The sequence below is a fragment of the Nostoc sp. genome (assembly GCF_036917935.1).
In the GTDB taxonomy this organism is placed as follows: Bacteria; Cyanobacteriota; Cyanobacteriia; order Cyanobacteriales; family Nostocaceae; genus Nostoc.
Window position 1 is genome coordinate 28,325 of the sequence record NZ_JBALEL010000068.1, and the last position, 23,640, is coordinate 51,964.

Consider the following 23,640-nt stretch of genomic DNA (forward strand, 5'->3'; position numbering starts at 1 on the left):
TTAGTCCCTAAATAGACATTGCATCTGATGCAGAACGTAACTCTGCTCTGGGATAAGTATCATCCCAGTATTGGGTGCAGAGGTCTGGTCTTTCAGGAGGGTTGGCGGTGTAACAAAAGAATAGTGTTGAGCGTTCTTTTGTGCGGACTGTGCCGTGATGCAAAGCATTTTTCGTATCTACAAGAATGACAGTACCTGCTGGGCCTGGGCAGGATTTCCAAGCTGATTTGGGTATGACTGGTTTTACTTCTTCATCGTCGAGGCCCATATAGCCTGACTTCCAAAGTTTGTAGAAAAGCTGAATATAATTCCAACTAAACAAGGAAGTTAAAGAACGGGGAATGTATTCAAAAGGCCCAGTTTTTTCTTCTACATCGGTCAAGTAAATAAAGATTTTGATAATGCGACGGTCTTCAGCATCGCTATGCCATAGAAGCGTCCCAAACTGATGTTTGCTAGGAAAATCTTTGCGTAAATGTACACCATGAAAGGCAATAGGAAGACCAATATAATTTTCGATTATATTGAGAAGTCTTTTCTCCATTCCCCAGGCATAAAATTCTGGTAAACCTGTAACTGTAGAAATTTGTGGTAACTTTTCATCTAGATGGTTGTTGTTAGGATTTTCCATCTGAGACAATTGATGGTAAGCAGCTTTGAGCAGCTCAGAGCTAGAGTCAAACCCTAAATCTGCCAATGTTGTGACGCAAACACCATCTTTTTTGAGTGCATTAAGGATGTTGCGATCGCGTCCTTCCAATGCTGGCAGATTTCTGCTATGCTTCCAACGGGCTAGGTAATATTCAAAGTCAGAAGACAGTGTAGATATTTTGCGTTTAATTACACTAAACATATCGTAAATTCCTTCGAGTTTCGATGTATATGTGTCAGTAATTTAGTAGCTTATGGCTTATAGCTTTGAATTTCTTGGGTAGATATTTTACTCGATTCTGCTAACCCGAACTCTTTAGAAACCATTACGTCAAAAGCACACAAACTGACTAAAGCCAAAAATGGAACTACTGTTTTAATCGCGGACATAGGCCATCTTCTTAAAGCACCTAAGAAAACTTTCAAGTTGACTTCTTTACCGTTTTGCAAAAGCATCCGTCTGCAAAACTGCTTAGAATATCCACTTTTCTCCAATTTCAAAATCACTTCGGGTATGTGTTTGTATTGCATTAAGAGTGCAGATTTTGGTTCTTTTTGCCAATAACTCACACCAACAATACATTCTAAATAAGTTTCTTTCGTGACAATTACACGACCATTAGCAGCACAATACCCGGCTAAATATGCTAAAGATATCCAGTTATTCTCAGCATCTTGCCAATTTTGGAGAGCGTATTTTACTAAATCAGTGCGGTAGATTGTAGCAGTCAGAAAAATGACTGCACCGACACTTTTTGAGAAACAATGCTCAAATATAGCTTTACCATCACCATCACCATCTTCACTATCTATATCAAACCAGCGATTACCAACAATTGTTGGTGGATGAACTGGTTCACCAGTAATTTTGTTCCAACCTGAAAAGTTAAGAAACAATAATGATAAATCTTCATGTTGTCTGAGTTTACTAATTACATAAGGAATAGCTCTATCTTGAATTGGGTCATCATCACCAATTGTCCAAACATATTTTGTTGTTGTATAATTTAGGCAATACATAATATTTCTTACGACGCCTAAATTCTGAAAATTTTTATTTGAATTGAATGTAATATTGCTAAGTATTGCTTTCCATTTTTGGATCACTTCTTGAGTATTGTCTGTTGAGCAATTATCAGAAACTAAAATTTCACAATCATCTTCAAAACCTTTAATAGCTTGAGCTAGCCATGCTAATTGTTTATCAAGTAATTCAGCACGATTATAAGTCGGTATAGCAATGGTTAGTAATTTATGCATGGTAATAAATAGTAGTTAAAAATTGATATATGAGTGGTTATCGCCAAGATTTAGTGTTAACAGTAACTTGGCAATTAACACACTAATTTACAGGCGATTCTCTAGCTACTTGGGTAGACAAATAATTATCCAACCTGATATGCTTAACAAATGTACTCAGGAATAAATATCTTTATTGTCAAGAGATTTCAACGTTTGAAAGCACCTAATTAGAGGCGTTTTTTGCTTCTATTTAGTAATTACGATGCTATTAAAAGCCGATCCGGAACAGGACATGGATAAATTTTTACTTCAGGAATTGGCACTACAAACTGTCCACCCCACTCGCCAATAAATGCCATCTGTTCCATAATTTCCTCCTTGAGATTCCAAGGTAAAATTAGGACATAATCTGGTTTAGTTTCATATATTTTATCTGGTTCAAAGATGGGAATATGAGTGCCAGGTAAAAATAAGCCTTGTTTGTAGGGATTGCAATCTACTGTGTAATCAACAAAATCTTTCCCAATCCCACAGTAATTGAGCAATGTATTGCCTTTAGCTGGTGCGCCATAACCAGCGATTGATTTACCTTCTGCTTTAGCCTTCAAGAGAAAATTTAATAGCTTATGCTTTGTTTCTTTGACTTTTTCTCCAAATGTAATATAAGTCTCTATGCGATGCAGTCCAGCGGCAATTTCTTTGGCTTTCAGATGGCTAACTCGTTCACTGATACTGAGATGATCGGCATAGTCATGTTTGGCATAAATTCTTAGTGAACCGCCATGAGTTGCTAATTCCTCCACATCAAAAAGTTGCAAATTGTGCGCTGCAAAAATTTTTTCGATAGTCAGGAATGAGAAGTAAGAAAAATGCTCATGATAAATCGTATCAAACTGATTTTCTTGAATGAGTTGTAAGATGTGAGGAAACTCCATCGTCAAAATGCCATTGGGTTTGAGGATGAGTTTCATCCCAGCAATGAAATCGTTTAGATCCGGTACATGAGCTAAAACATTATTACCTATCAAAAGGTCAGCTAGTTTTCCTTGTATCACGAGTTCTTTGGCAGTTTCAACTCCAAAAAACTTGTTGATACTAGGAATGCCTCTGTCTTCAGCAACCTTGGCGATATTTGCTGCTGGTTCTATTCCTAAAACTGGGATTCCCTTCTCTAAAAAGTATTGCAGTAGGTAGCCGTCGTTGCTAGCTATTTCAATAACTTGATTATGATGATTAAAATTAAACTTTTCTATCATCATATCAGTGTAAGCTTTAGCATGTTTTAGCCAAGTTACCGAGTATGAAGAAAAGTAAGCATAGTCACTAAAAATGTGATTTGGAGTTTCAAACTGTTCTAATTGAACTAAGAGAGTGTCTTCAGAGACATAAGCATGGAGGGGATAAAATTTTTCGGCATTATTTAGCTGTTCTGCTCTAAGATAAGCATTTGCTAAAGGTGACATTCCTAGTTCAATAAAGGTTTGGTGCAGAGGTTGACCACTAAAACGACATTTTGCGATCGCCATAAATTTCAACTCACTGATTGTAAATAATTTGATGATGAAATATTGATGTTATTAGTGTGTATATTTTGATTTAATCGGTTCGTATTTTGCACTTTAGTGCTAAAGCACAAATTACGAACAATTACTCTGATTAAATTATTTATTTACACACTAATAGCCAACTCTAGCTATTTTTTATTCCAGAAGAAATCTTTGTCAATCTGCTCTGTACGAATTAGATACTCTAGCTGTTTTAAGCGAGTAAACCCTCTAAACAAGAAAGTATCTTCAGCCATGTGTATTTGACTGAATAAATCAAATAGCTGTTGGGCACCAAGTTGGGCATTCCAATCACATTTAAATCCGGGTAGGATTGTGTTGATTTTCTCAAAGGATACGCGATAGCTGCGGTTATCTGCGCCGTTGTCACCAAAAGACAATTTACAATCTGGAAAAACATCAGCAATAATTTCCGCGATTTCTTTAACGCGATAGTTATTCGCTGTATCTCCCACGTTGAAGATTTGGTTATGTACAATGTCTCGTGGTGCTTCTAAGGTGCAGACTATTGCTTTGCAAATATCCAATGCGTGGACTAATGGCCGCCAAGGTGTACCATCACTAATCATTTTGATTTCTTTGCTAGTCCATGCCAACCCTGCTAAGTTGTTTAAAACGATATCAAAGCGCATTCTGGGAGAAGCACCAAAGGCAGTGGCATTCCGCATAAAGGTGGGAGAGAAGTCATCGTCAGCGAGTGGTGTGACATCTCTTTCTACGAGAGTTTTGCATTCTGCGTAGGCTGTTTGGGGATTAATTGGGGATTCTTCTGTGACATCACCGGCGGTAGCAACACCATAGACACTGCACGAAGACATATATACGAAGCGACGCACACCCATAGCCTTAGCCAGACTAGCTAGACGAACTGAACCTACATGATTAATTTCGTAGGTAATATTGGGTGCCAATTGTCCGGTTGGGTCGTTGGAGAGTTCCGCCATGTGAACTATGGCTTCAATACCTTCCAAATCATCAGGGGTGATGTTACGGATATCTTTGTTGAGGGTTTTGGGTGTTACCCCATTGGCGTTATACAGCCAACCAACTTTATAGAAACCGGTATCTAAACCAATAACTTCATGTCCTCGTTCGATTAACAGAGGCGGTAATAACGAACCTAGATAGCCTTCTGTGCCAGTTACTAATATTTTCATTGTGGTTAATGCCTTTGTATTGATGAGTTAAATTCTTCGTTTAGTATGGACGCACAGATGTATGCCCTACAGCGTGTTGCATCTAGAAGGGAACCGCTATATTTTTTGTTTGTATGCAAAAGTTGACCTCTTTCCATTCCTCTTTCCTAAAAGGAGAGAGGCTTTGAATCGAATGGCACTAAGAAAAGCTATAAGCTTTGCCCTAACTGGTTAAGAGCCTCCAGGCTCTTAACCCATTCTCGGAGGGCTGCCGCCTCCAGTGGCTTGACCAGAGGCAGAGCCTCTTGGAATACATTCCCAGTCTTCAGACTGGGAACGAGGTGACACAAGCCTTTCGCCTTTTCTTAGTGCCATTCGGCTTTGAATCTTACTCTCCAACGCTAGTAGGGGAGCCAGTGCGTTGGGCGGCGAGCCACTCTTGTTGCACCTGGCGTAAGAGGTTGGGGGTTAGGTCTGTATTGGACTCAACACAGAAGCGCTATATATGACTCAGTGAACAGTCATTACGTAGTTACTAAAACCTTTGCAGGCTTACCTGACTTTTCACGGTATATGGAAAACCTCACTTCTATTTCTCTCTCCTAAGAGGAGAGAGACTTTGAATTTTCCCCATTCCCGCGTCGGGAAGGGGCTAGGGGATTAGGTTTAACGCGAGCTTTTCCACAGTGAAAAGTTAGACAGGCTTACCCATTGGGTAGCAGTACTTTATAACGGTTCTTAATTGATGCATGACACTTTTTTGTTTGTTGTGGGATGGGTATCTTACTCGTCCCTTGTATTTCGAGGCAGGCAAAGAAAGATGCCCACTATACAAGATTCATCCCTTAATTCAGCAGTCCCGGAAATAATAACTATGCTATCTATGCAGTTACTACACTCTCTAGATGCGAAAGTTGGGGAATTTCTGCCACAAGCGCTTTGCCAATTTCTAGAGAAGATGTGGCAGCTGGAGAAGGAGCATTGCAAACATGAATGGAGTTTTGACCAGAAACAATCAAAAAGTCGTCTACAAGCTTGCCATCGTTCATTAAGGCTTGAGCGCGGACTCCTGCATGGGTGGGAACTAAGTCTTCTGCTTGGACTTCGGGAATTAGTTTTTGCAAACTTCTGGTGAAGGCTGCTTTACTAAAAGAACGAATGATTTCTTGGATGCCTTCATCAGCGTGTTTGGCTGCTAACTTCCAAAAACCGGGATAGGTGATGACTTCCAGAAAATCCCGTAGGTCAAAGTCGGTTTTTTTATAACCTTCGCGTTTGAGCGATAGAACGGCGTTTGGCCCTGCATGGACGCTACCATCAATCATCCGCGTAAAGTGGACACCCAGGAAGGGAAAATCTGGATTGGGAACTGGGTAGATTAGTGTTTTGACCAGATAGCGTTTTTCTGGTGTGAGTTCGTAATATTCTCCCCGGAATGGTACAATTTTTGCTTGGGGTTCAACTTTACCTAGTTTGGCGGTGCGATCGCTATGCAATCCAGTACAATTAATTACAAAGCGTGTTTCAAAGTTACCGCTGTTTGTTTGCAGTACCTGATTTTTACCACTTGGGGAGATTTTCAGAACTTTTGTCTTGAGGTGCAAATCCCCACCCTGCTGTTGAATTAGCTGGGCATATTTTAAACAAACTTGCTTGTAATTAACAATACCAGTTGAGGATACCCGAATTCCACCTACACATCTTACATGAGGTTCAATTTCCTTGACTTCTTCGGGGCTGATTCTCTGGACTTCTATGCCATTGTCTAAGCCGCGTTGGTAGAGATTTTCTAAGCGTGGTAGTTCTTGTTCTTCAGTTGCAACAATCACTTTACCACAAACTTCATGGTCAATTCCATGCTCTTGGCAGAATTGTACCATAGAGCGAGAACCATCACGACAAAATTTAGCTTTGAAACTTCCTGGTTTGTAGTAAATACCAGAATGAATTACCCCGCTATTATTGCCAGTTTGGTGAAATGCCCATTGGCTCTCTTTTTCTAGTACTAAAATCCGGGCATTAGGATAGCGTTTTCCTAAAGCCAACGCTGTCGAAAGTCCAACTATTCCCCCACCTATAATCGCAAAATCATACATTAGTATTATCGCACTTCAAATTACAGTAAATCTATAAAATCATTTGGGATTGGGTACTTGGTATTCGGTTAGAAAAAATCTCCCCCAGTCCCTAGTCCCTAGTCCCTAGTCCCCTTACCATACCTTCCAAGGAGCTTGATTGTTTTTCCACAGCCCTTCGAGATAGTTTTTATCACGTAAAGTATCCATCGGTTGCCAAAAACCATCATGTTTGAAAGCAGATAGCTGTTCCATATCAGCTAGCTTTTCTAATGGCTCTTGCTCCCACACCGTAGAGTCATCAGCAATTAAGTTGATTACTTCTGGTTCTAACACAAAATAACCGCCATTAATCCAAGCTCCATCACCTTCTGGTTTTTCCCGAAAGCTGGTGATTTTGGTTTGCTCATATCCTAAAGAAATAGCACCAAAACGTCCGGCTGGTTGAACGGCTGTGAGTGTTCCTAAGCTATTTTGTTGTTTGTGAAAGTTAACTAGCTCTGTGATATTAATATTACTTACACCATCACCATAAGTAAAGCAAAAAGTCTCATTACCAAGATGTTCGCTGATTCGCTTTAACCGTCCGCCTGTCATTGTATTATCACCCGTATTTACTAAAGTGACGCGCCAAGGTTCAGCATACCCAGAATGCACATTCATCTGGTTAAATCGCATATCAAAGGTAACATCTGACATGTGTAAGAAGTAGTTAGCAAAATACTCTTTAATTATGTAACCTTTGTAACCGCAACAAATGATGAAGTCATTAATGCCGTGGGCCGAGTAAGTTTTCATTATGTGCCAGAGAATTGGCTTACCACCAATTTCAACCATCGGCTTGGGTCTGATACTGGTTTCTTCACTGAGGCGTGTACCAAGACCTCCAGCCAAAATCACCGCTTTCATGCAATTACCTCGGAGATTTGTAGGGATATGATTATTTGAATTTTTTGACATGAAGAGGATGCACTTAGATGGAGAAAAATTGATTTCTAATTTCTTTTTCTCAGTCAATAATCTAACCGTAATTTCCGGCGAAATTATAAAGGAAAGATAAATTAAAATCTTTTATATATAAAAGCTCTATGAATATCTATAAATACAGAAATAAATTACTTAATTAAATACAAATATTACCCATAAAATAACTAGGATTAGCTGGCACTAATCCTAGTCAGGCTTGATTTTTTAAATCAAAACCAATAATATGCTAGTAAGAAAACTTACTTGTTTCTAGTTAGTTTTTTCTACATTACTTGAACCTTGGAATAAAGGGTCACATTTGTTTTCTACGACTACGCACATATTACTGAGTGCTTGCTGATAATTATCCATGTCATCTTGCTCAAGAAATATTTTGGCAGATGCCTGGATATCTTCGACAGCTTTCGTCTGGTTTTTGTTAGATTCACTACCGCCATACTGTGCCAGTTCATAGCGAACCATACCTCGTTTGAGATATGCTTTTGCTAGTCTGGGGCTTAGGGTTAATGCTTGGTTAAAGTCAGCGATCGCTTGATTATATTCTTGCTGATAATTGCTGCTATATTGAGCAATTTGATAATAAACAACACCCCGCTGAAAATAAGCTTCTGCTTGGGAGACATTAAGTTTTATTGCCTGAGTAAAATCGGCGATCGCTTTTTTGTAAGCTTGTTGAGATTCACCGCTGTATTTAGCCATTTGGGCGCGGACAATGCCCCGTCTGATAAAAGCTTCAATTTCATTATTATCCAGACCGATGGCTCGATTATAGTCCGCGATCGCTAGATTATATTCTCTATCAGGATCGTTGCTATATTCGGCAAGCATATAGCGAGCATTGCCCCGATTTACCAGAGCTTTGATTTGATTGGGATTGATTTTCAGAGCTTGGCTATAATCTGTAACTGCTCCTTCGTAGTCTTTCAGGTTATAGCGGGCATTACCACGATTTACAATTGCTCTAGCATGTGTAGGTTCTTGTTCAATTGCTTGGCTAAAGTTGACAATTGCTTTGTCATAGTCTCGCTCTTTGTAAGCTGTATAACCTTGCTGATAAGAATCAGCAAAGCTGAGTTTGTTATTTGGCTGGGAAGACCTGATTGTTTGTTGAGTGTAAGCATTTTGGGAAACCAACGGCTGAGTAAATTTAATCATTACATCTGCATATCCCAATAAACCAAAACCGAGCAAGCAACAAATAATCGGGTACAACTTTGACTTTTTGGAAGGTTTATAATATGAACCGCTAGGAGTCATTACTGGTTGCCAGTAATTAGCTAGCTGCGATGACATGGCTGGCTGGGGAAAATGCGGTGTCTGAGCGTAGCGCTTTCTCGCTTTGATTCGCGGTTGGAGATGTTCTCTAGCTTCTATAGCCCGATGTGATGGAAAGGGGTCGCGTCCACCTAATCGCACGGTACGTTCACACCACGGACAGCTACGTATATGGTTGTTGTAGCGATGCTGGGGATTTGTCGTGCAGGTAATCAAGGAATCTTCGGCTTCAGCGATTGCCGAGAGCCAAGTTTGGGCATTGGGACGCAGTAGTGGGTTGTTGTGACCCTCTTCAAAACAACGCACAAATAGCTCCTGTAAGGTGGGATGAAGAATTTCCCAAGGGGGTGCAATGGGCGTCGGCAGGTAGGGTACGTAACGCTTTTCGCTGTAAGTGAAATGACCCGACGCAATGCGGGCTTCGTAAGGTGGTGGCTCAATCGCACCTTGAAAAATCCCCGAAAATGGGTGGGTGCCTTCCATTAAGAGTTGAAATACTAGCACCCCTAACCCAAATAAATCGTGAGAGATTTCGCGATCGTGCTGGGCAAAAGTTTTATTCTGTAGTTCTGGTGGAGTAAACTCTGGTTTACCTACTGGACAGCGATAAACAACATTGTTGTTTGGGTTGGTTACTTGGAAAGAGTCTGTGTCTATCAAAGTCACCAATGCTGTATCACTGACAAGGATATTGGACTCGTTCACATCACCAATGCAATATCCACTAGCGTGCAAAGCTGCAAAAGCCGCCGCCAGGTTACGAGCCGTGCGGAGCAGGTACTGATAGTTGAATAGGGGGCAGTGTTGCCGACGGGTTCGGGGGTTGTAAAAGTCGATGATTGGACGCATCCCCTGAATACGTGGCATCAAAAAGCCCAGGATGCTATTTTTGCCATCTGCCGCCCGTAATAAATCCTCTGGCCAAGCGATAGAGATATGCCCCAAACTAGCCGTAGGGTTTTCTGGCGGGTTGGCAAGCATCGCCTGGAGTTTATCAGCATGGGCAGTGGTTGGCTTGTGGTAAATCTTCGCCACCAAATTGCTATCAGATGGCACTGTATAAACGCAAGCTTCACCCCCACGCCCCAAACTGACATTGAGGCTGAGGATTTCTTTTCTAGGGGAACAACGTAGTACCTGCATAATGAAATTACCGCTAACGGGAGTTATTGTAAGATGTGAAACCTGTAAATCGATTGCTCATGAGTCGTTGAATGCAGCTATAATGAGTGTTAAATCATCATCAGTGCGTTGCGTAATCCGCTCTGAGCGTAAAAATTTTACCAATTGCTCCTTCGCTTCTGTCTTATCCTCGGTATTGGCGACAAATTCAAACAGCGGAAAAAAGAACGGTTTGTGAGGTTCGCCAACAACCATATTCAAAGCCAGCATTTGTAATCCGTCGGTGATGATACCAACGTTTACTATGTCTGTGCGCCATAGTCTCATTTGTGCTGTATCTAAGGCATGAGGCGAAGTTAAAAAAGTGGTTTCGTTGATGTATTCACCGCTGTCTGGCATAGTCAGTGCCAGCAGGTTGCCCAGACGATCTTTTGCCACTGCCAAACCATCACCTATTTGCACCACAGCTACAACTTCTGGTGTGGCAACCATCATAATTAAGGTAGTTGCTAAATCTTGAGGCTGTTTGTCACAAGTAGCCGCCTCATCCTCCACAGCTTTTTTGGCGGCTAGTATGGCATCATTTAAGAGCGATCGCACTAATGCATCATCACTCAAACTTTTTCGGGTCAGCCCAATGGTTGAAATGTTTTCTATTGCTGTCTCTACAGCAACCATCGCTCCCACTTTCCCAAGGCTAGCAGAACCCGCACCATCTGCTGCGGCCGCCACTAAAACATTATCTGACAATATCTGCCAGTGATGAGCATCCTGACATAATTGATTGTTTTTTAAGTGACTTGTACCACATACAGATGCAGCCACAATCCGCCATTGAGCAATCTGTTTTGATATGTTCATAGATTTTTTTCCAGCAGCTAGCTGTGTAAACATCAAGCTGCAATTTTTAATTAAACAGTCCCCCAACCAATCGGCGGTAGTGCTACCTGTTCATCCACTTGAGAGTGAGAAACAGCCGACATACTAGTTGATAGCCAGACAAACATCTCGATAAAATTTAATCCTTTAAGCTTTAGGGGAGTACGTACAGTTATTTGATTTAAACGCGTCATATTCGCATTTTCTACACCAACTGTAAAAAATGCTACGCGCTTGTTCGCCTCATCTCCCTGTAGGCGCTGGGATGCTTGCTCTACCACTTGCTCTAACTCGCCTTGCGGTTCTCCATCGGTAATCATAAATACCCAAGGACGATAGTAAGCAATCCCATTGGTACGATACTGAGATTTCCGCTCTTGAATTATGTCCAAAGCTTTATGAATTCCCGCACCCATCGTAGTCAAGCCCTGTGCTGTCAAAATAGGCGGATTGAATTGATCGGCAGTCACAAAGTCTTGTACTACATTGATATTACTATCAAAAGTGACGATCGCCACTTCCACCCGTCTGGCAGCTAAGGAATTTTTGACTAATTCATCCTTTAAGCTTAGTAAACCTTGATTTAAAGCCTCAATCGGATCTCCTTGCATCGACCCAGATGTGTCTAATAAAAGTACACAAGGACAACGTGGTTCTGGGTTCTCAGCAAATTCTACTACTTCATCAAGTCTTAATGTATCGTGCATAACTTTTTGTGTTATGTTAAAGTCCAAAGCTTTATTTTCCTTTGCTCAGAGTATATTGTTTGAATCGCCGAGGCGACTACAGAATATAGTATCTAGTGGTAGATGCTCTAATCTTTATTAAACAAATTATTTTCATGAAGTTTTCTATATATTTAAGATGAACTTGAGCAAAGCTTAGTTTAGCAAAAAAGAGTTTATCAAAACCCAGCATTACCTGTTGTAATGTATCTACCAAAAATTTATATCCATTAAACCTACAGTACAATAAATACGTAAACTTTCCTAGATAACTTTTTAAAGATTTTATGTAGAAGAATTCTTCCTTTACAGAAAAGCAATTAACCATAATTAAGCTGATTAACTCTAGAAGTATACCAGTGTAACTGCGCGAACTTAGAATCAAATTTGCCTCTTGAAGTGAGTGGGCACAAATAAACGTCATTATTAAGGTCTTCACTCAAAAGTTGTCAGTAGTTAGTAAAATCCACAAGTAAGCAACATCTACTGATAGTCTAGCTATGATAAGTGTTTACCTTTATTCATACCTACTTGTTTTTTGAGATAAATTAAGTAAACCGTACCAAATGTAACAAAAGAGTTATAAAACTTACAATTTTTAATATATGTACATGTTTTCAAGGAAATAATTTGTGCGTAGAGAAATATTACAAAGAAGAGAATACTTTATAGCTGATATTTTCAATCTACAAATGTTTGGTTGTTGATTCCGCAAAAAAACTTGAAAAATATGAATACCTCAGGTACATTCACCAAACTACGTCCTCTAAGTTTGTTAAGACAGTTATCTAATTGCTCCGACAGTACTTGTTTACAAGTATTGAGTAACTCAGTTTCTTGGTCGATTTACTTAGAACAGGGGAAAATAACTTACGCTACCCATTCCGTGGAACCCTTTGATCGATTAGAACGCCATTTGCGACGCCTCAGCTACCAAATTCCACTCCTTACTAGTGAGGTTCGTGTTCAAGTACGACTGATGTTTGAACCTGACTCACACAGTCAGTTAATCGAAGATGACAGCAATTCCAGAAGTCATCCTCCTGAGTATCAGGCTATATCCTGGCTTGTTAGTCAACAACATCTACATTCTACACAAGCAGCAACGCTGGTTCAAGAATTAGTTAAAGAGGTGATTGAATCATTTTTGCTCATCAAAGAAGGTACTTATGAATTAACAGATCCACCTAATAGAATGCCCAAAATTTGTAGACTAGATGTAGAAAAAATTCTCGCCCATTGCCAAGTAAGATTACAGAATTGGCAGGCTTTTGTACCGAAAATTTCTTCTCCATATCAACGTCCATACCTGTTGATTAACAGCAAATTTGATCGCCAAGATTTACCAAACCTCCAGCCAGATTTAATTAACTGGATGAAGGGTTTTAGCCTGTGTCATCTGGCTGCAATTTTAAATCAAGATGAAATCCAACTAGCTCGCAATTTATACCCTTACATCCTTAAGGGTGCGATTATCTTGCATGAACCCGATCCACCTTATGATAAATTACCAAAGATTTTTGAGGAGCAATGTCTACGACGGGCTACGCCTACGCTTTTCTCAAAATTGATTCTGGAGTTAGTTGACACCAAACAAGAACTAAGTACCACCGTCAATTCTTACCCAAATATTTCTGAAGAGAATATAGCTGCTGTTCAGCGATTACCAGAGATTTCCACTCCTCCAAAAGAAAACTTTCAGGAACCAACAATATCAAATAACATAAATTCTACTTCCCAAAGAGTAACGGCTGCTACTGTAACAGTAAAAAAAGTCCACAAAATCGTTTCTGTAGATGATAGCCCTACAATTCTCAAAGAAATTAGCTATTTCTTAGAAAATGAAAATTTTTCCGTAGTGACTATTAACGATCCACTAAAAGCCGTTTTGTCAATTATAAGGCACAAACCGGACTTAATTTTGCTGGATTTAAACATGCTAGGAATTGATGGTTATGAGTTGTGCCGGATTATACGAAATAATTCCATCTTTAAAAAGACTCCGATCATCTTTGTCACTGGTAGTAAAGGAATTGTAGACAAAGTAAAAGCGAAATTAGTAGGGGCTTCTGGCTATCTGACTAAACCGTTTACTCGCGCCGAATTACTGAAAATAGTCTTTATGCATTTGACTTAAATTAACTACTCCAATGAGTTTTTACTGCACATTCCTTTGTGCGATAATCTACACATGACTACTAATCTCGAAATTGACGAAAACTTAATTAAGGAGAGCTTCTCGAACTTGGTGGTCATCCAACTAAGGATGCTGTTGTTGAAGAGGCATTACGAGAGTATGTGCAACGTTGAAAGCAACTGAAAATTTTGGAGCTATTTGACACGATTTAATACGACGATGATTATCACTACAAGCAACAGCGTCGGAGTGGATGTATGAATAGACCCTTGCGGAATTAGCATTGTAACGTCCACCCTATTAGCTATTTGGATGTTAAAATACCAGGCGATCGCAACTTGGAACAAAGTTATATTTACTCCCCGTACTCTCTAAATAACTGCTCCCAATCAACAACAGATACATTATCACCAATAGAAATAATCATCACTCGAGTAGTTTTTTTCAATTGGCTTGTATCAACTGCCATAAGTGTTGAAACTGCATCGTCTGCACGAGACTCGATAACTCCGTATTCGGAAGCCGGATCAGCTAAACCAAACGTTACAAAAGATGCAAAATCCCAACATTTTTCGTAACCGTTCATAGGATCTGTTATGTATTTCTTTTTATTTGTTTTAAATTCCTCTAATTGCGTTTGATAAAAATCTGCTGGTTTTACAATTGGAGGAGGTGTCCACTCTTTAATATCGAAACGATGATAGAAGAGAAAATAGCCAAGTTTCTCATGTTGGAGCAGCGCTTCTACTTGTTCTAAATTGATACCAGCGCTACCTCCTTCAACTTTCTTGGCTTGAAATCGTGCAACCTTAAAGAACTCTGGTTGGTTTTCATAACGTGCTTGAATGATAAGACCAAAATCTGCACCTGTAAAAGCCTCTCGACTTTCATTCGCAGTATCTGCATAATAAACTTGCATCTCAGACAAAGATGGTTGTGTTACTTCTGTTAATTGCCTCCAATGAACACCAAAATCTTCAAGCCTCTCCATAATTTGAGAAACAAAATGACCAGTTAGCCTTTCCTCATTACTCCAAAATGGAGTAAATCTGAACATAAACTGATGCTCGGCTGTTGAAAGTGCCCAAAATAATGCCCAGATTGTAGTAGGCTGAAATGTGTTTGGATTCGTCAAAATATTTTCATAAAAATCTCTGTAGTTGCTAATGAATAGACGCAATAAATCTGGTTTTAAAAATATTGGAGTTGATAATGATTTTGGTGACACGAAGATACCGGACTTTTTAACTAAAAGTGCAGTATGCCATAAAAGCTTTTTGTAATGCTGAAAAGACCCAAAGCCACTACGGTTGCGAGTCCAACTTTTGACGAGAGGTTTAACTTTATTTACAAGCCTATCAAACTCATTGTTTTCTTGCATAATTAAAAGCTTAAGAACGATACACGATAATATTTCAAAGCCGTCCATAACCTGAAAATACACCTTTGTTGTAACTCCATACCACAAATTTCTGCCTCAATAATATTGTTCTGCCAGTCTAACGTAGTAGGATTGTTCAAGTGAAAGGGTACGCCTTGCGGGACGAGTAGCCATCGATCGCTAGTAGGCACCCTAAAATGAGAGCAAAAGACGATTCCTAAAACAAGCAGATTCCATGCGTATTTCTCTAAATTGGCTGCGCGAACTAGTAGAGATAAAACTTAGTCCAGAAGAATTAGCCGAAACCCTGACAATGGCAGGGTTTGAGGTTGAAGAGATTGAAGACCGCCGCACTTGGGCAAATGGCGTTGTTATCGGGAAAGTGCTAGAACGTCAACCCCATCCCAACGCCGATAAATTGAGTGTTTGCCAAGTCGATATCGGTGCAGATGAGACTTTAAATATTGTCTGTGGTGCTGCGAATGTGAAGGCAGATATCTATGTGCCAGTGGCTACTACGGGTACTTACTTACCCAAGATTGATTTAAAAATTAAACCTGCAAAACTGCGTGGTGTGGCATCTCAGGGCATGATTTGTTCTTTAAAGGAACTCGGTTTGCCCACCGATGTAGACGGAATTCATATTTTTACCCAGGAAAATTTACCATTGGGTAGTGATGTGCGTCCGTTGTTAGGTTTAGATGATGTAATTTTAGACCTGACTGCAACTGCTAATCGCGCTGATGCTCTGAGTATGGTAGGCGTAGCTAGAGAAGTAGCAGCCTTGACGGGCGGAAAGTTGAGCATTCCTGAACCTGGTGAAGTTTCTATTCCCAAAAATGCCGGAAATTTAGCTTTAAAAATCGCCGATACCCAAGCTTGTCCTGCATACATTGGTACGGTAATTGAACAGGTAAAAATTGCTCCATCTCCCGAATGGTTGCAACAGCGTTTGCGGGCGGCTGGGGTACGTCCCATCAGTAATGTGGTGGATATTACTAACTACGTTTTGTTGGAATGGGGACAACCACTGCACGCCTTTGATTGCGATCGCCTACAATCTCTTGCAAGTAGTGAAAATTTAACCATCGGCGTTCGCTTCGCCACTGCTGGAGAATCCCTCAAAACCCTGGATGGACAAACCCGCACCTTATCAACCCAAAATTTGTTAATTACCGCCAACGAAAAACCCATTGCACTGGCGGGAGTCATGGGTGGGGAAGAAACAGAAGTCCATGAAGGGACTCAAAGCCTAGTTTTAGAAGCAGCTTTATTTGATTCCGTGGCAATTCGCCGTTCTTCCCGCAGCGCAGGTTTAAGAAGTGAGGCTTCTGGCAGATACGAACGGGGAGTTAACCGGGCTGAGTTGGAAGTAGCTAATCGCCGTGCTTTATCCTTAATTAGTGAATTGGCCAGTGGAATTCTTGTCCAGCAGGAAATTGCCGACACCCGCCCCGAACCGTCTACTTGGAGTCGTTCGATCGCATTGCGTTTAGACCGAGTTAATCAAATACTGGGGCCGATCGATTTGGAAGAGGACACAGGTGAACTCCAAGAACAAGATGTTGAGCGCATCCTGACTGCATTAGGATGTAAATTAACTCCTTCAGGAGAAGATAGCACCCATCAACCTACATGGTCAGTTTCTGTCCCACCCTATCGTTACCGCGACTTAGAGCGGGAAATTGATTTAATTGAAGAAATTGCCCGTCTCTATGGCTACAACAAATTCTGTGATACCTTACCAGAAAAAGCTGAAGCTGGCTATCTGCCTTTAGATCAAGAATTGATTCGCAAGTTACGAGCTTTCCTCCGGGCTGAAGGATTGACAGAATTAATCCACTATTCTTTAGTCAAACCAGGAGAAGACAGAAACATAGTACTGTCAAACCCCTTATTTGTCGAATATTCAGCGCTGCGAACCGATTTGATCTCTGGGTTAATTGATGCCTTTCAATACAATTTAGAGCAGGGTAATGGTGCGCTCAACGGTTTTGAAATCGGGCAAATTTTCTGGCTAGAAGAAGACGGTTTGCAAGAAACAGAAGCCCTGGCGGGGATTGTGGGAGGCGATCGCACTCTTGGCAAATGGTCAAAAAGTGGACGCGAAGAACCCATCACCTGGTTTGAAGCCAAAGGCATTTTAGAAAGTGTATTTCGGCAACTTGCCTTGGAAATAGAATTTCAACCCGATCGCCGCGACGATCGCTTACATCCAGGACGTACCGCTTCCCTGTGGATTCGGGGTAATAGACTGGGAATTTTTGGGCAACTCCATCCCCAATTGCGACGAGAAAAAGGCCTACCAGATTCCGTTTATGTTTTCCAGTTGGATCTAGATGTACTTTTAGATTCTCTAGAACAAGATGAAGTCCTTGTGCCAACATTCCAGCCCTATTCTACCTATCCAGCTAGCGATCGCGATATCGCCTTTTTCGCACCCGTGAAAATCTCAGTTGCCGAAATTCAAAAAGTAATTACCAAAGCTGGTAAAGATTTGCTCGAATCGGTGGAATTATTTGATGAATATCGTGGCGAAAATGTCCCCGAAGCACAGCGGAGTTTAGCATTTCGCTTAATTTATCGGGCTAGCGATCGGACTCTGACTGAGGCAGAAGTTGAACCAGTACACAATAAAGTTCGCGAAGCCTTGGTGGAAAAATTCGGCGTCAACTTGAGAAGTTAGTCATTTGTCGTTTGTCATTTGCTAGGAGTGAGAAATTAATAATTCCTCACTCCCCGATGCACTGCCTGCAAAATCCAAAATCCAAAATAGTCTTAGCTATGCCTAAATATGTACTCTGGGGAACTTACTGCGAAGACGTTCTCGAAAAACGCGCCCCCCACCGTCAAGCTCATTTAGACGGATTAGCAAAACAGAAAGAATCCGGTGTGCTGATTACTATTGGCCCCACCAAGGATGTCACAAAAATTTTTGGGATTTACGAAGCCGAAGACGAAGCCACTGTGCGCCAGTTGATTGAAAATGACCCGTACTGGAAAAATGGCATCTGGACTGAATATTCTGTCAAAGAATGGATTCAGGCTTTTTAAATTGGTATGGGGCATTCTTGACAGGTTAAGGGAAATGGACTTTTGTCAAATGGTAAAGCTAATTCATCAGCTACCACGTCTCCCAAGTCAACTAATACTGCATAAAAATCTATTTAATTTTTCGTACAAGCTTAAGCAATCGGACTCCTGCCATATTTTTCAAATAAATCATTTAAAGCTTCTGCCAGCAATCCTTGACTACTTCGGTCTTTGTCAAGTGCAAATTCATCCCGCCTTTATACAACCCTAAAGATTGTGTAAAGGTTAAATAAAACACAATTTTTTTCTTTGAGATCAAGCACACTTGTATTTCTTAAGACAAGCAGATAATAAATGATAACACTTAAAAACTAAATGTTCAAAATGAACTATAAGTACGCGATACTCTTGGGAATCGTTGCATTCTCCAGTTTTCAAGCTCCAGCAAAAGCCGGTTCTCTGCTTGGAACGGCGAATGACTTCGGGGTCTTGGGTGGCTCGACGGTGACTAATACTGGCCCGTCCGTCATCATGCAATCTCTGGGTGTCAACGCAGGTTCTTCAGCCACTGGCTTTTCTCCAGGAATCGTGAACGGAACGATATTCACATCTGATGCAGTTGCGGCTCAGGCTCAGCTGGATAATGCAAGTGCGTACAATTATTTAGCAAAATTGAGTCCCACTAAGGAGTTGACTGGTGTGGATCTGGGTGGACTCACGCTCACACCTGGCGTCTATTCTTTTAGCTCATCGGCTCAGTTGACAGGAAAACTCACGCTCGACAATCAAGGCGACCCCAATGCGCTCTTCGTTTTCCAGATAGCCAGCACGCTCACCACCGCAAGCGACTCGTCTGTTGTCACGACCAACGGTGAAGCTCCCAATGTGTTTTTCCAGATCGGCAGCTCCGCGACTCTCGGTACTGGCACTCAGTTCATGGGAAATATTCTAGCGCTCACGAGCATCACCCTGACTACTGGCGTAAACATTGAGTGCGGTAGAGCCTTGGCGCAAAATGGTGCCGTGACGATGGATACCAACAAGGTCTCCAGCACCTGCTATACAAAGCCACAGGAAGTAGCAGCAGAGGTTCCAGAACCTGACTCATCACTTGGTGTTATCGGCTCCGGGATGGTGGGTCTATTATTCGCCTTCAGCAAAAGATTTAGAAAAGGGTGGTAGGTTGCAAATAGTTTTTTGAAATACTTGATTGGCAAAGAGTGTAGCAATCTATGGTAGAAAAAGATAGGCCCCGAATTGTTAATCAGACTTATCTGTTTAAAATGTTACCAGTATTTTATCAAAAGCATAATAATAATTAAATAGAGGGGGATGAGGCGAGCGACGTTCGCCTCATCCCCCTCTCCCCATAGCCGATTATCATTCTTATTAAGACTGTTTTGAGTATTTTAACTGATTGATAAAAGGCATTTTATCTTAATCTCTCACGAATGCCCCACTCCCCACTTATGAAAATTTGGCAGGCTGATTTTTATCGTCGTCCGTTGCCAGATGCATCTGGACAAATTTTATGGGAGTTGTTGATTTGTGACGCAACTCGCAGCTTTGAGTATGAAGCTAGCTGTCTCCAGTCAGCAGCAAATTCTAATTGGGTTGCGGCTCAATTTGAGTTAGCATCTGGTGAAAAATTGCCAGATGTGATTCAAGTATTTCGTCCTCAGTCTCTAAGTTTAATTGAGGCGGCTGGACGCAATTTAGGTATTAATATCGAACCTACCCCCCACACTTTGGCACTGAAGCAGTGGTTACAAGAAAAGCAATATCCCTCAACGCTCGATAAACCACCCCCAGCACCATTATCAGAAAACCTCTGGGGAGAACAATGGCGTTTTGCGACTTTAGCTGCTGGTGATGTGGAAACCAGATTTAGCGATCGCCCCATTCCCATTTTGCACATCCCAGAACATCTCAAACCGATTAATTTGGGTTTGGCATCAACAGTACCCGTCCCTGGTGTAGTAATTTATGGTGGACGGCAATCAATGCGCCTAGCACGGTGGTTGCAGCAAGCCCGTCCCGTAGGTTTGAATTACATATCTGGCGCACCGAATGGCTTAATATTAGAAGCTGGCTTAGTGGATAGATGGATTGTTGCCACTTTTGAAGATCCAGAAGTTACAACAGCAGCCCAAGCATTTGAACAGCGAAAACAGCAAAGCCGAGGATTGCATTTTTTGTTAGTTCAACCCGATGATTCTGGTATGACTTATAGCGGCTTTTGGTTATTACGCACAGAATATTGATATTAATTGCCAAAATATTTGTCCGCTTAATTTATATAGCTAAAGAAATAGATTAAAGCGATGTCTGACTACAAGGCACTAGGTGTCTATAGCAACACCAAATAATGGACTAGACCAAGACCGTTTTATTGATGTTGGGCAAATTCGTGCTGTTGGCCATAGTCGGATTTTGGGTTTGCTGGGTGTGCTGGAGTCAGAGTACTGGGAACTTATTCACACAGCTTTAAATGTAGTTCTGGGATTTGTGGTTTAGGGGTGTTAGGGAATAAAGTGAACGCCCAGATTTATCTATTCTTTCTTGAGTAGAATATAAGGTTTTTATAATCATTTCCTGGGCCACAGCTTTGACTACATTTATACTCACAGAATTTCCTAACTGATGGTAAGCCTTATGATCATTAGGATGAAGTATAAAGCTATCAGGAAAACCTTGTAGCCTTGCAGCTTCTCGCGGAGTTAGTCGCCGTACTCTCTGATTGTGATAAACTCCCAATCTATTGGCATCGCTAGCAACCAGCGTTACCGAAATCTTATTTGGATCTACAAACTTATAAACTTCAAATGAAAAGTTACCCGACAGAGGTTTATATTTATCATTAATAAGTTTTAGATATTTTTTGGTAACCAGCGAATTCAAAACTTCTCCTAAATTGGGATGTTCAAAAAAGCTAGCTATTTGCTCCTGAGTTAATAGTTTGCCATCTTGTTCCTGTCCAAATTGTTTATTACGTCTCTTTAATATAAAACGGTTCATTAGTTGAATCTCCTCAGCACTACACTCGCCACGCAATCCTAAATCCCAGGAATGAATAGAGTTTCCACCCCGATAATCAATCAATCTTATCCCATGCAAGCGATTTAAATCATTATTAAATATTCGTTTTAAGGCATTAACAAAACTTTGTGAACAATCATACTTTTCATCTGGATTACTTTCCAAAATATCGGCAACAGTTACAGATTTTTTGGGTGGGTAAAATAAAGATAACTGCTGAGGGTTATATGAATGGGAATCTTTTGGTCCCACATCAGAAATCAATTCAAAAGTGGGAGAAGCATCTAAAATTCCTACCAGATAAATACGGACACGATTTTGCGGTAAGCCAAAGTTTGCACTATTGAGTAAAAAAGCATGAAAACTATAACCTCTTTTTTGAATTTTATGCTTAATTATTGCTAAGGTTCGCCCTTGATCGTGACTATAAAGCCCTCGGACATTCTCAAAAATAAAAGCTTGTGGTTTATAGGTATCAAGTAATCTTGTTATTTCAAAAAATAGTGTGCCTCGTGTATCGACAAATCCTTCTTTTTTGCCAGCATGAGAAAATGATTGACAAGGAAATCCAGCTAGTAAAAATTCATGTTCTGGTAGTTGATCAATTAATCGAATATCACCTAAAGCTGTATGACCCAAGTTTTTTTCATAAACTAATTGAGCATCAGTATTAATTTCACTGCTTAAAACGCATTCACTTTCTATATTTAAAGAATCAGCCGCCTGTTCAAAAGCTAATCTAATTCCCCCTATTCCTGAAAATAAATCAACAAACCGAATTTTATGCATAGATATTAAGTTACTTTTATCCCAAGCTTTAGTACGATTACTTGAGAAAATCAAGATGGTTGTGCCGTATTACAATACGTTATCATCACCTCAGTATAGCTAGTTAATTATATTTAATATAAGTAATATTTCATACTATGAATAATTAGAGTTTTGAGAAAATAAATACGCAAAACAAGATTGGATCTAAGTTAAAGCGATTTCTACTTAGCCTTCACTCGCGTCTGCTTCACCATAGCAATCAGAGTTTGATGGGCATCTTCCGCATCTGCTAAAACATGATCAAACTGGATGCGAACTGGTACAGCTTCACCATTCACTTGCGCTGTTAAATCCATACCCTGTGCATCAATTGACATCATTTCGGCTGCGCTAGCATCTGTAAAACCGCCAAAGGCTTTAGCATAAATAACTACAGCATCTGTATGATCATCATTCATGTGCTTGCAGATGCGCGAACTAATTTCAGCAGAGAAATTCTTAGACATTGTGAAGTTGAAAGTGATCAATATGGCAAGAGCCTAAATTCTCAGCTAAGTAGATGAAATTCGCTGATATTTCAAATTAGCAGAAAAAGCTGGTCTTACGCCATCGTTGTTATAAGTGATATCTGAAAAACAATTGCCGTTGTATATATTTGATAAGTTAAGTTTATGACTCGTACAAGAATTAAATTAAAATAAACATTATCCAGTATTTTCACCTTTCATTGCGGAAAGCAGACAGCGTAAACTGTAGCAGAAGTATTAGCCAAAACTATTGCAGCTAAGAGACAATGAGCGAAATTAGCCCCAGACGAATTGTAATTGGGGATGTGCATGGACACTATGAAGGTTTAATGACATTGTTGGAGGCGATCGCCCCCACGTCAGAAGATCGAGTCTATTTTCTGGGAGACTTAATTGATCGTGGCCCTCATAGCGCACAGGTAGTTAATTTTGTCAAACAAAATAACTACCCATGTTTGTTGGGAAATCATGAGCAGATGTTATTAAACATTCTGACCAATGAAAGGACTTCCTCCTCGACGATGCAAGCATGGCTGTTTGGTGGAGGGCAAGCTACCGTGGCCAGTTACCAAGAGGCTCCAATTCCTGATGACCATCTGGATTGGTTAAAAACTTTACCTACATACCTTGACTTGGGGGATATTTGGTTAACTCATGCTGGTGTTGACCCTTCCAAGTCGGTGACAGAACAAACTGCCGATGAACTGTGCTGGATACGAGAGGAATTTCACAGCATCGAAAAACCCTATTTCCCAGATAAGCAAATTATTATCGGTCACACCATTACCTTTACCCTGCCGGGTGTTTCTCCTGGTAAACTGGCACAAGGACAGGGATGGCTAGACATAGATACTGGCGCTTATCATCCCCGGAGTGGCTGGTTGACTGGGCTGGATGTCACAAATCAGTTAGTTTATCAAGTTAACATCTTTAAAAACTATATCCGTACCCTACCTTTAGAAGAGGTTGTAATTACCGTTGATCCAGCCAAAATTAAAGTTGATCGCCGCAATAAGAATTGAGCAATATTTGAGATGAGGGGGAGTGGGGAGTTGGGAGGATGAGGAAGACAAGGGGAATAACCAATGCTCAATT

At 40.6% G+C, this 23,640-nt stretch carries 20 protein-coding genes and 1 pseudogene; 7 read left to right on the forward strand and 14 right to left on the reverse strand.

Annotated elements, in window-relative coordinates; genetic code table 11:
* Positions 1-7: 7 nt before the first annotated feature.
* The 10 genes from V7K62_RS29735 to V7K62_RS29780 all read right to left on the reverse strand — a co-directional run bounded on the left by V7K62_RS29735 (position 8) and on the right by V7K62_RS29780 (position 11,639).
* Complete coding sequence (locus V7K62_RS29735; RefSeq protein ID WP_334870570.1) at positions 8-853, reverse strand: phytanoyl-CoA dioxygenase; 846 nt, start codon at positions 851-853, stop codon at positions 8-10.
* Positions 854-903: 50 nt separating this feature from the next.
* Complete coding sequence (locus V7K62_RS29740; RefSeq protein WP_334870572.1) at positions 904-1,911, reverse strand: glycosyltransferase family 2 protein; 1,008 nt, start codon at positions 1,909-1,911, stop codon at positions 904-906.
* Positions 1,912-2,150: 239 nt separating this feature from the next.
* Positions 2,151-3,419: a class I SAM-dependent methyltransferase gene (locus V7K62_RS29745; RefSeq protein ID WP_334870574.1), complete on the reverse strand. Its 1,269-nt coding sequence runs from the start codon at positions 3,417-3,419 to the stop codon at positions 2,151-2,153.
* A 167-nt stretch (positions 3,420-3,586) separates the two neighbouring features.
* Positions 3,587-4,615 carry an NAD-dependent epimerase/dehydratase family protein gene (locus V7K62_RS29750; RefSeq protein WP_334870576.1) on the reverse strand — a complete coding sequence of 343 codons (1,029 nt, stop codon included), beginning with the start codon at positions 4,613-4,615 and terminating at the stop codon, positions 3,587-3,589.
* A 228-nt stretch (positions 4,616-4,843) separates the two neighbouring features.
* On the reverse strand, positions 4,844-4,969 hold the full coding sequence (locus V7K62_RS29755) for a hypothetical protein (protein ID WP_334870578.1): 126 nt from the start codon (positions 4,967-4,969) through the stop codon (positions 4,844-4,846).
* A gap of 506 nt (positions 4,970-5,475) precedes the next feature.
* Entirely contained in the window at positions 5,476-6,690 is a 1,215-nt protein-coding gene (gene lhgO / locus V7K62_RS29760) for an L-2-hydroxyglutarate oxidase (RefSeq protein ID WP_334870580.1), read from the reverse strand.
* 114 nt (positions 6,691-6,804) lie between these two features.
* Positions 6,805-7,578 (reverse strand): glucose-1-phosphate cytidylyltransferase, encoded by a 774-nt coding sequence (gene rfbF / locus V7K62_RS29765; protein ID WP_292717108.1) that lies wholly within the window; start codon positions 7,576-7,578, stop codon positions 6,805-6,807.
* 327 nt (positions 7,579-7,905) lie between these two features.
* Positions 7,906-10,074: a tetratricopeptide repeat protein gene (locus V7K62_RS29770; protein ID WP_334870582.1), complete on the reverse strand. Its 2,169-nt coding sequence runs from the start codon at positions 10,072-10,074 to the stop codon at positions 7,906-7,908.
* Positions 10,075-10,131: 57 nt separating this feature from the next.
* Complete coding sequence (locus tag V7K62_RS29775; RefSeq protein WP_334870584.1) at positions 10,132-10,914, reverse strand: PP2C family serine/threonine-protein phosphatase; 783 nt, start codon at positions 10,912-10,914, stop codon at positions 10,132-10,134.
* 50 nt (positions 10,915-10,964) lie between these two features.
* Positions 10,965-11,639 (reverse strand): vWA domain-containing protein, encoded by a 675-nt coding sequence (locus tag V7K62_RS29780; protein WP_334870586.1) that lies wholly within the window; start codon positions 11,637-11,639, stop codon positions 10,965-10,967.
* A 748-nt stretch (positions 11,640-12,387) separates the two neighbouring features.
* Here V7K62_RS29780 and V7K62_RS29785 point away from each other — a divergent pair.
* A complete protein-coding gene (locus tag V7K62_RS29785; protein ID WP_334870588.1) occupies positions 12,388-13,794 on the forward strand; it encodes a response regulator in 1,407 nt (468 codons plus the stop codon).
* A gap of 355 nt (positions 13,795-14,149) precedes the next feature.
* Here the strand turns inward: V7K62_RS29785 and V7K62_RS29790 are convergent, their stop codons facing one another.
* Positions 14,150-15,175, reverse strand: coding sequence for a hypothetical protein (locus V7K62_RS29790; RefSeq protein WP_334870590.1), 1,026 nt, complete (start codon positions 15,173-15,175; stop codon positions 14,150-14,152).
* 235 nt (positions 15,176-15,410) lie between these two features.
* Between V7K62_RS29790 and pheT the strand changes: the two genes are divergently transcribed.
* Both pheT and V7K62_RS29800 read left to right on the forward strand, forming a co-directional pair.
* A complete protein-coding gene (gene pheT, locus V7K62_RS29795; RefSeq protein ID WP_334870592.1) occupies positions 15,411-17,861 on the forward strand; it encodes a phenylalanine--tRNA ligase subunit beta in 2,451 nt (816 codons plus the stop codon).
* Between the two features lie 98 nt (positions 17,862-17,959).
* Positions 17,960-18,229, forward strand: coding sequence for a YciI family protein (locus V7K62_RS29800; RefSeq protein WP_334781486.1), 270 nt, complete (start codon positions 17,960-17,962; stop codon positions 18,227-18,229).
* Between the two features lie 131 nt (positions 18,230-18,360).
* On the opposite strand, the pseudogene V7K62_RS31695 reads toward V7K62_RS29800, so the two are convergent.
* Positions 18,361-18,438, reverse strand: a pseudogene (locus V7K62_RS31695) (ribbon-helix-helix domain-containing protein); the annotation flags it as partial.
* A gap of 145 nt (positions 18,439-18,583) precedes the next feature.
* On the opposite strand from V7K62_RS31695, the gene V7K62_RS29805 reads away from it, so the two are divergent.
* From V7K62_RS29805 to V7K62_RS29815, 3 genes are all read left to right on the forward strand, one after another.
* On the forward strand, positions 18,584-19,390 hold the full coding sequence (locus V7K62_RS29805) for an ice-binding family protein (protein WP_334870593.1): 807 nt from the start codon (positions 18,584-18,586) through the stop codon (positions 19,388-19,390).
* Positions 19,391-19,677: 287 nt separating this feature from the next.
* Positions 19,678-20,472 (forward strand): Tab2/Atab2 family RNA-binding protein, encoded by a 795-nt coding sequence (locus tag V7K62_RS29810; protein ID WP_334870595.1) that lies wholly within the window; start codon positions 19,678-19,680, stop codon positions 20,470-20,472.
* 82 nt (positions 20,473-20,554) lie between these two features.
* A complete protein-coding gene (locus V7K62_RS29815; RefSeq protein ID WP_334870597.1) occupies positions 20,555-20,725 on the forward strand; it encodes a hypothetical protein in 171 nt (56 codons plus the stop codon).
* Here V7K62_RS29815 and dcm read toward each other — a convergent pair.
* Positions 20,696-22,036 carry a DNA (cytosine-5-)-methyltransferase gene (dcm, locus tag V7K62_RS29820; protein ID WP_334870599.1) on the reverse strand — a complete coding sequence of 447 codons (1,341 nt, stop codon included), beginning with the start codon at positions 22,034-22,036 and terminating at the stop codon, positions 20,696-20,698. The two genes, V7K62_RS29815 and dcm, sit on opposite strands and share 30 nt — an antisense overlap.
* 203 nt (positions 22,037-22,239) lie before the next feature.
* On the reverse strand, positions 22,240-22,524 hold the full coding sequence (locus V7K62_RS29825) for a DUF2470 domain-containing protein (RefSeq protein WP_334870601.1): 285 nt from the start codon (positions 22,522-22,524) through the stop codon (positions 22,240-22,242).
* 287 nt (positions 22,525-22,811) lie between these two features.
* Between V7K62_RS29825 and V7K62_RS29830 the strand changes: the two genes are divergently transcribed.
* Positions 22,812-23,567: a metallophosphoesterase family protein gene (locus V7K62_RS29830; RefSeq protein ID WP_334870603.1), complete on the forward strand. Its 756-nt coding sequence runs from the start codon at positions 22,812-22,814 to the stop codon at positions 23,565-23,567.
* Positions 23,568-23,640 lie beyond the last annotated feature (73 nt).

Coding starts and splice junctions, on each gene's coding strand:
- V7K62_RS29735 (WP_334870570.1), bottom strand. CDS start 853: ATGTTTAGTGTAATTAAACGCAAAATATCTACACTGTCTTCTGACTTT.
- V7K62_RS29740 (WP_334870572.1), bottom strand. CDS start 1,911: ATGCATAAATTACTAACCATTGCTATACCGACTTATAATCGTGCTGAA.
- V7K62_RS29745 (WP_334870574.1), bottom strand. CDS start 3,419: ATGGCGATCGCAAAATGTCGTTTTAGTGGTCAACCTCTGCACCAAACC.
- V7K62_RS29750 (WP_334870576.1), bottom strand. CDS start 4,615: ATGAAAATATTAGTAACTGGCACAGAAGGCTATCTAGGTTCGTTATTA.
- V7K62_RS29755 (WP_334870578.1), bottom strand. CDS start 4,969: ATGGCACTAAGAAAAGGCGAAAGGCTTGTGTCACCTCGTTCCCAGTCT.
- lhgO (WP_334870580.1), bottom strand. CDS start 6,690: ATGTATGATTTTGCGATTATAGGTGGGGGAATAGTTGGACTTTCGACA.
- rfbF (WP_292717108.1), bottom strand. CDS start 7,578: ATGAAAGCGGTGATTTTGGCTGGAGGTCTTGGTACACGCCTCAGTGAA.
- V7K62_RS29770 (WP_334870582.1), bottom strand. CDS start 10,074: ATGCAGGTACTACGTTGTTCCCCTAGAAAAGAAATCCTCAGCCTCAAT.
- V7K62_RS29775 (WP_334870584.1), bottom strand. CDS start 10,914: ATGAACATATCAAAACAGATTGCTCAATGGCGGATTGTGGCTGCATCT.
- V7K62_RS29780 (WP_334870586.1), bottom strand. CDS start 11,639: ATGCACGATACATTAAGACTTGATGAAGTAGTAGAATTTGCTGAGAAC.
- V7K62_RS29785 (WP_334870588.1), top strand. CDS start 12,388: ATGAATACCTCAGGTACATTCACCAAACTACGTCCTCTAAGTTTGTTA.
- V7K62_RS29790 (WP_334870590.1), bottom strand. CDS start 15,175: ATGCAAGAAAACAATGAGTTTGATAGGCTTGTAAATAAAGTTAAACCT.
- pheT (WP_334870592.1), top strand. CDS start 15,411: ATGCGTATTTCTCTAAATTGGCTGCGCGAACTAGTAGAGATAAAACTT.
- V7K62_RS29800 (WP_334781486.1), top strand. CDS start 17,960: ATGCCTAAATATGTACTCTGGGGAACTTACTGCGAAGACGTTCTCGAA.
- V7K62_RS29805 (WP_334870593.1), top strand. CDS start 18,584: ATGTTCAAAATGAACTATAAGTACGCGATACTCTTGGGAATCGTTGCA.
- V7K62_RS29810 (WP_334870595.1), top strand. CDS start 19,678: ATGAAAATTTGGCAGGCTGATTTTTATCGTCGTCCGTTGCCAGATGCA.
- dcm (WP_334870599.1), bottom strand. CDS start 22,036: ATGCATAAAATTCGGTTTGTTGATTTATTTTCAGGAATAGGGGGAATT.
- V7K62_RS29825 (WP_334870601.1), bottom strand. CDS start 22,524: ATGTCTAAGAATTTCTCTGCTGAAATTAGTTCGCGCATCTGCAAGCAC.
- V7K62_RS29830 (WP_334870603.1), top strand. CDS start 22,812: ATGAGCGAAATTAGCCCCAGACGAATTGTAATTGGGGATGTGCATGGA.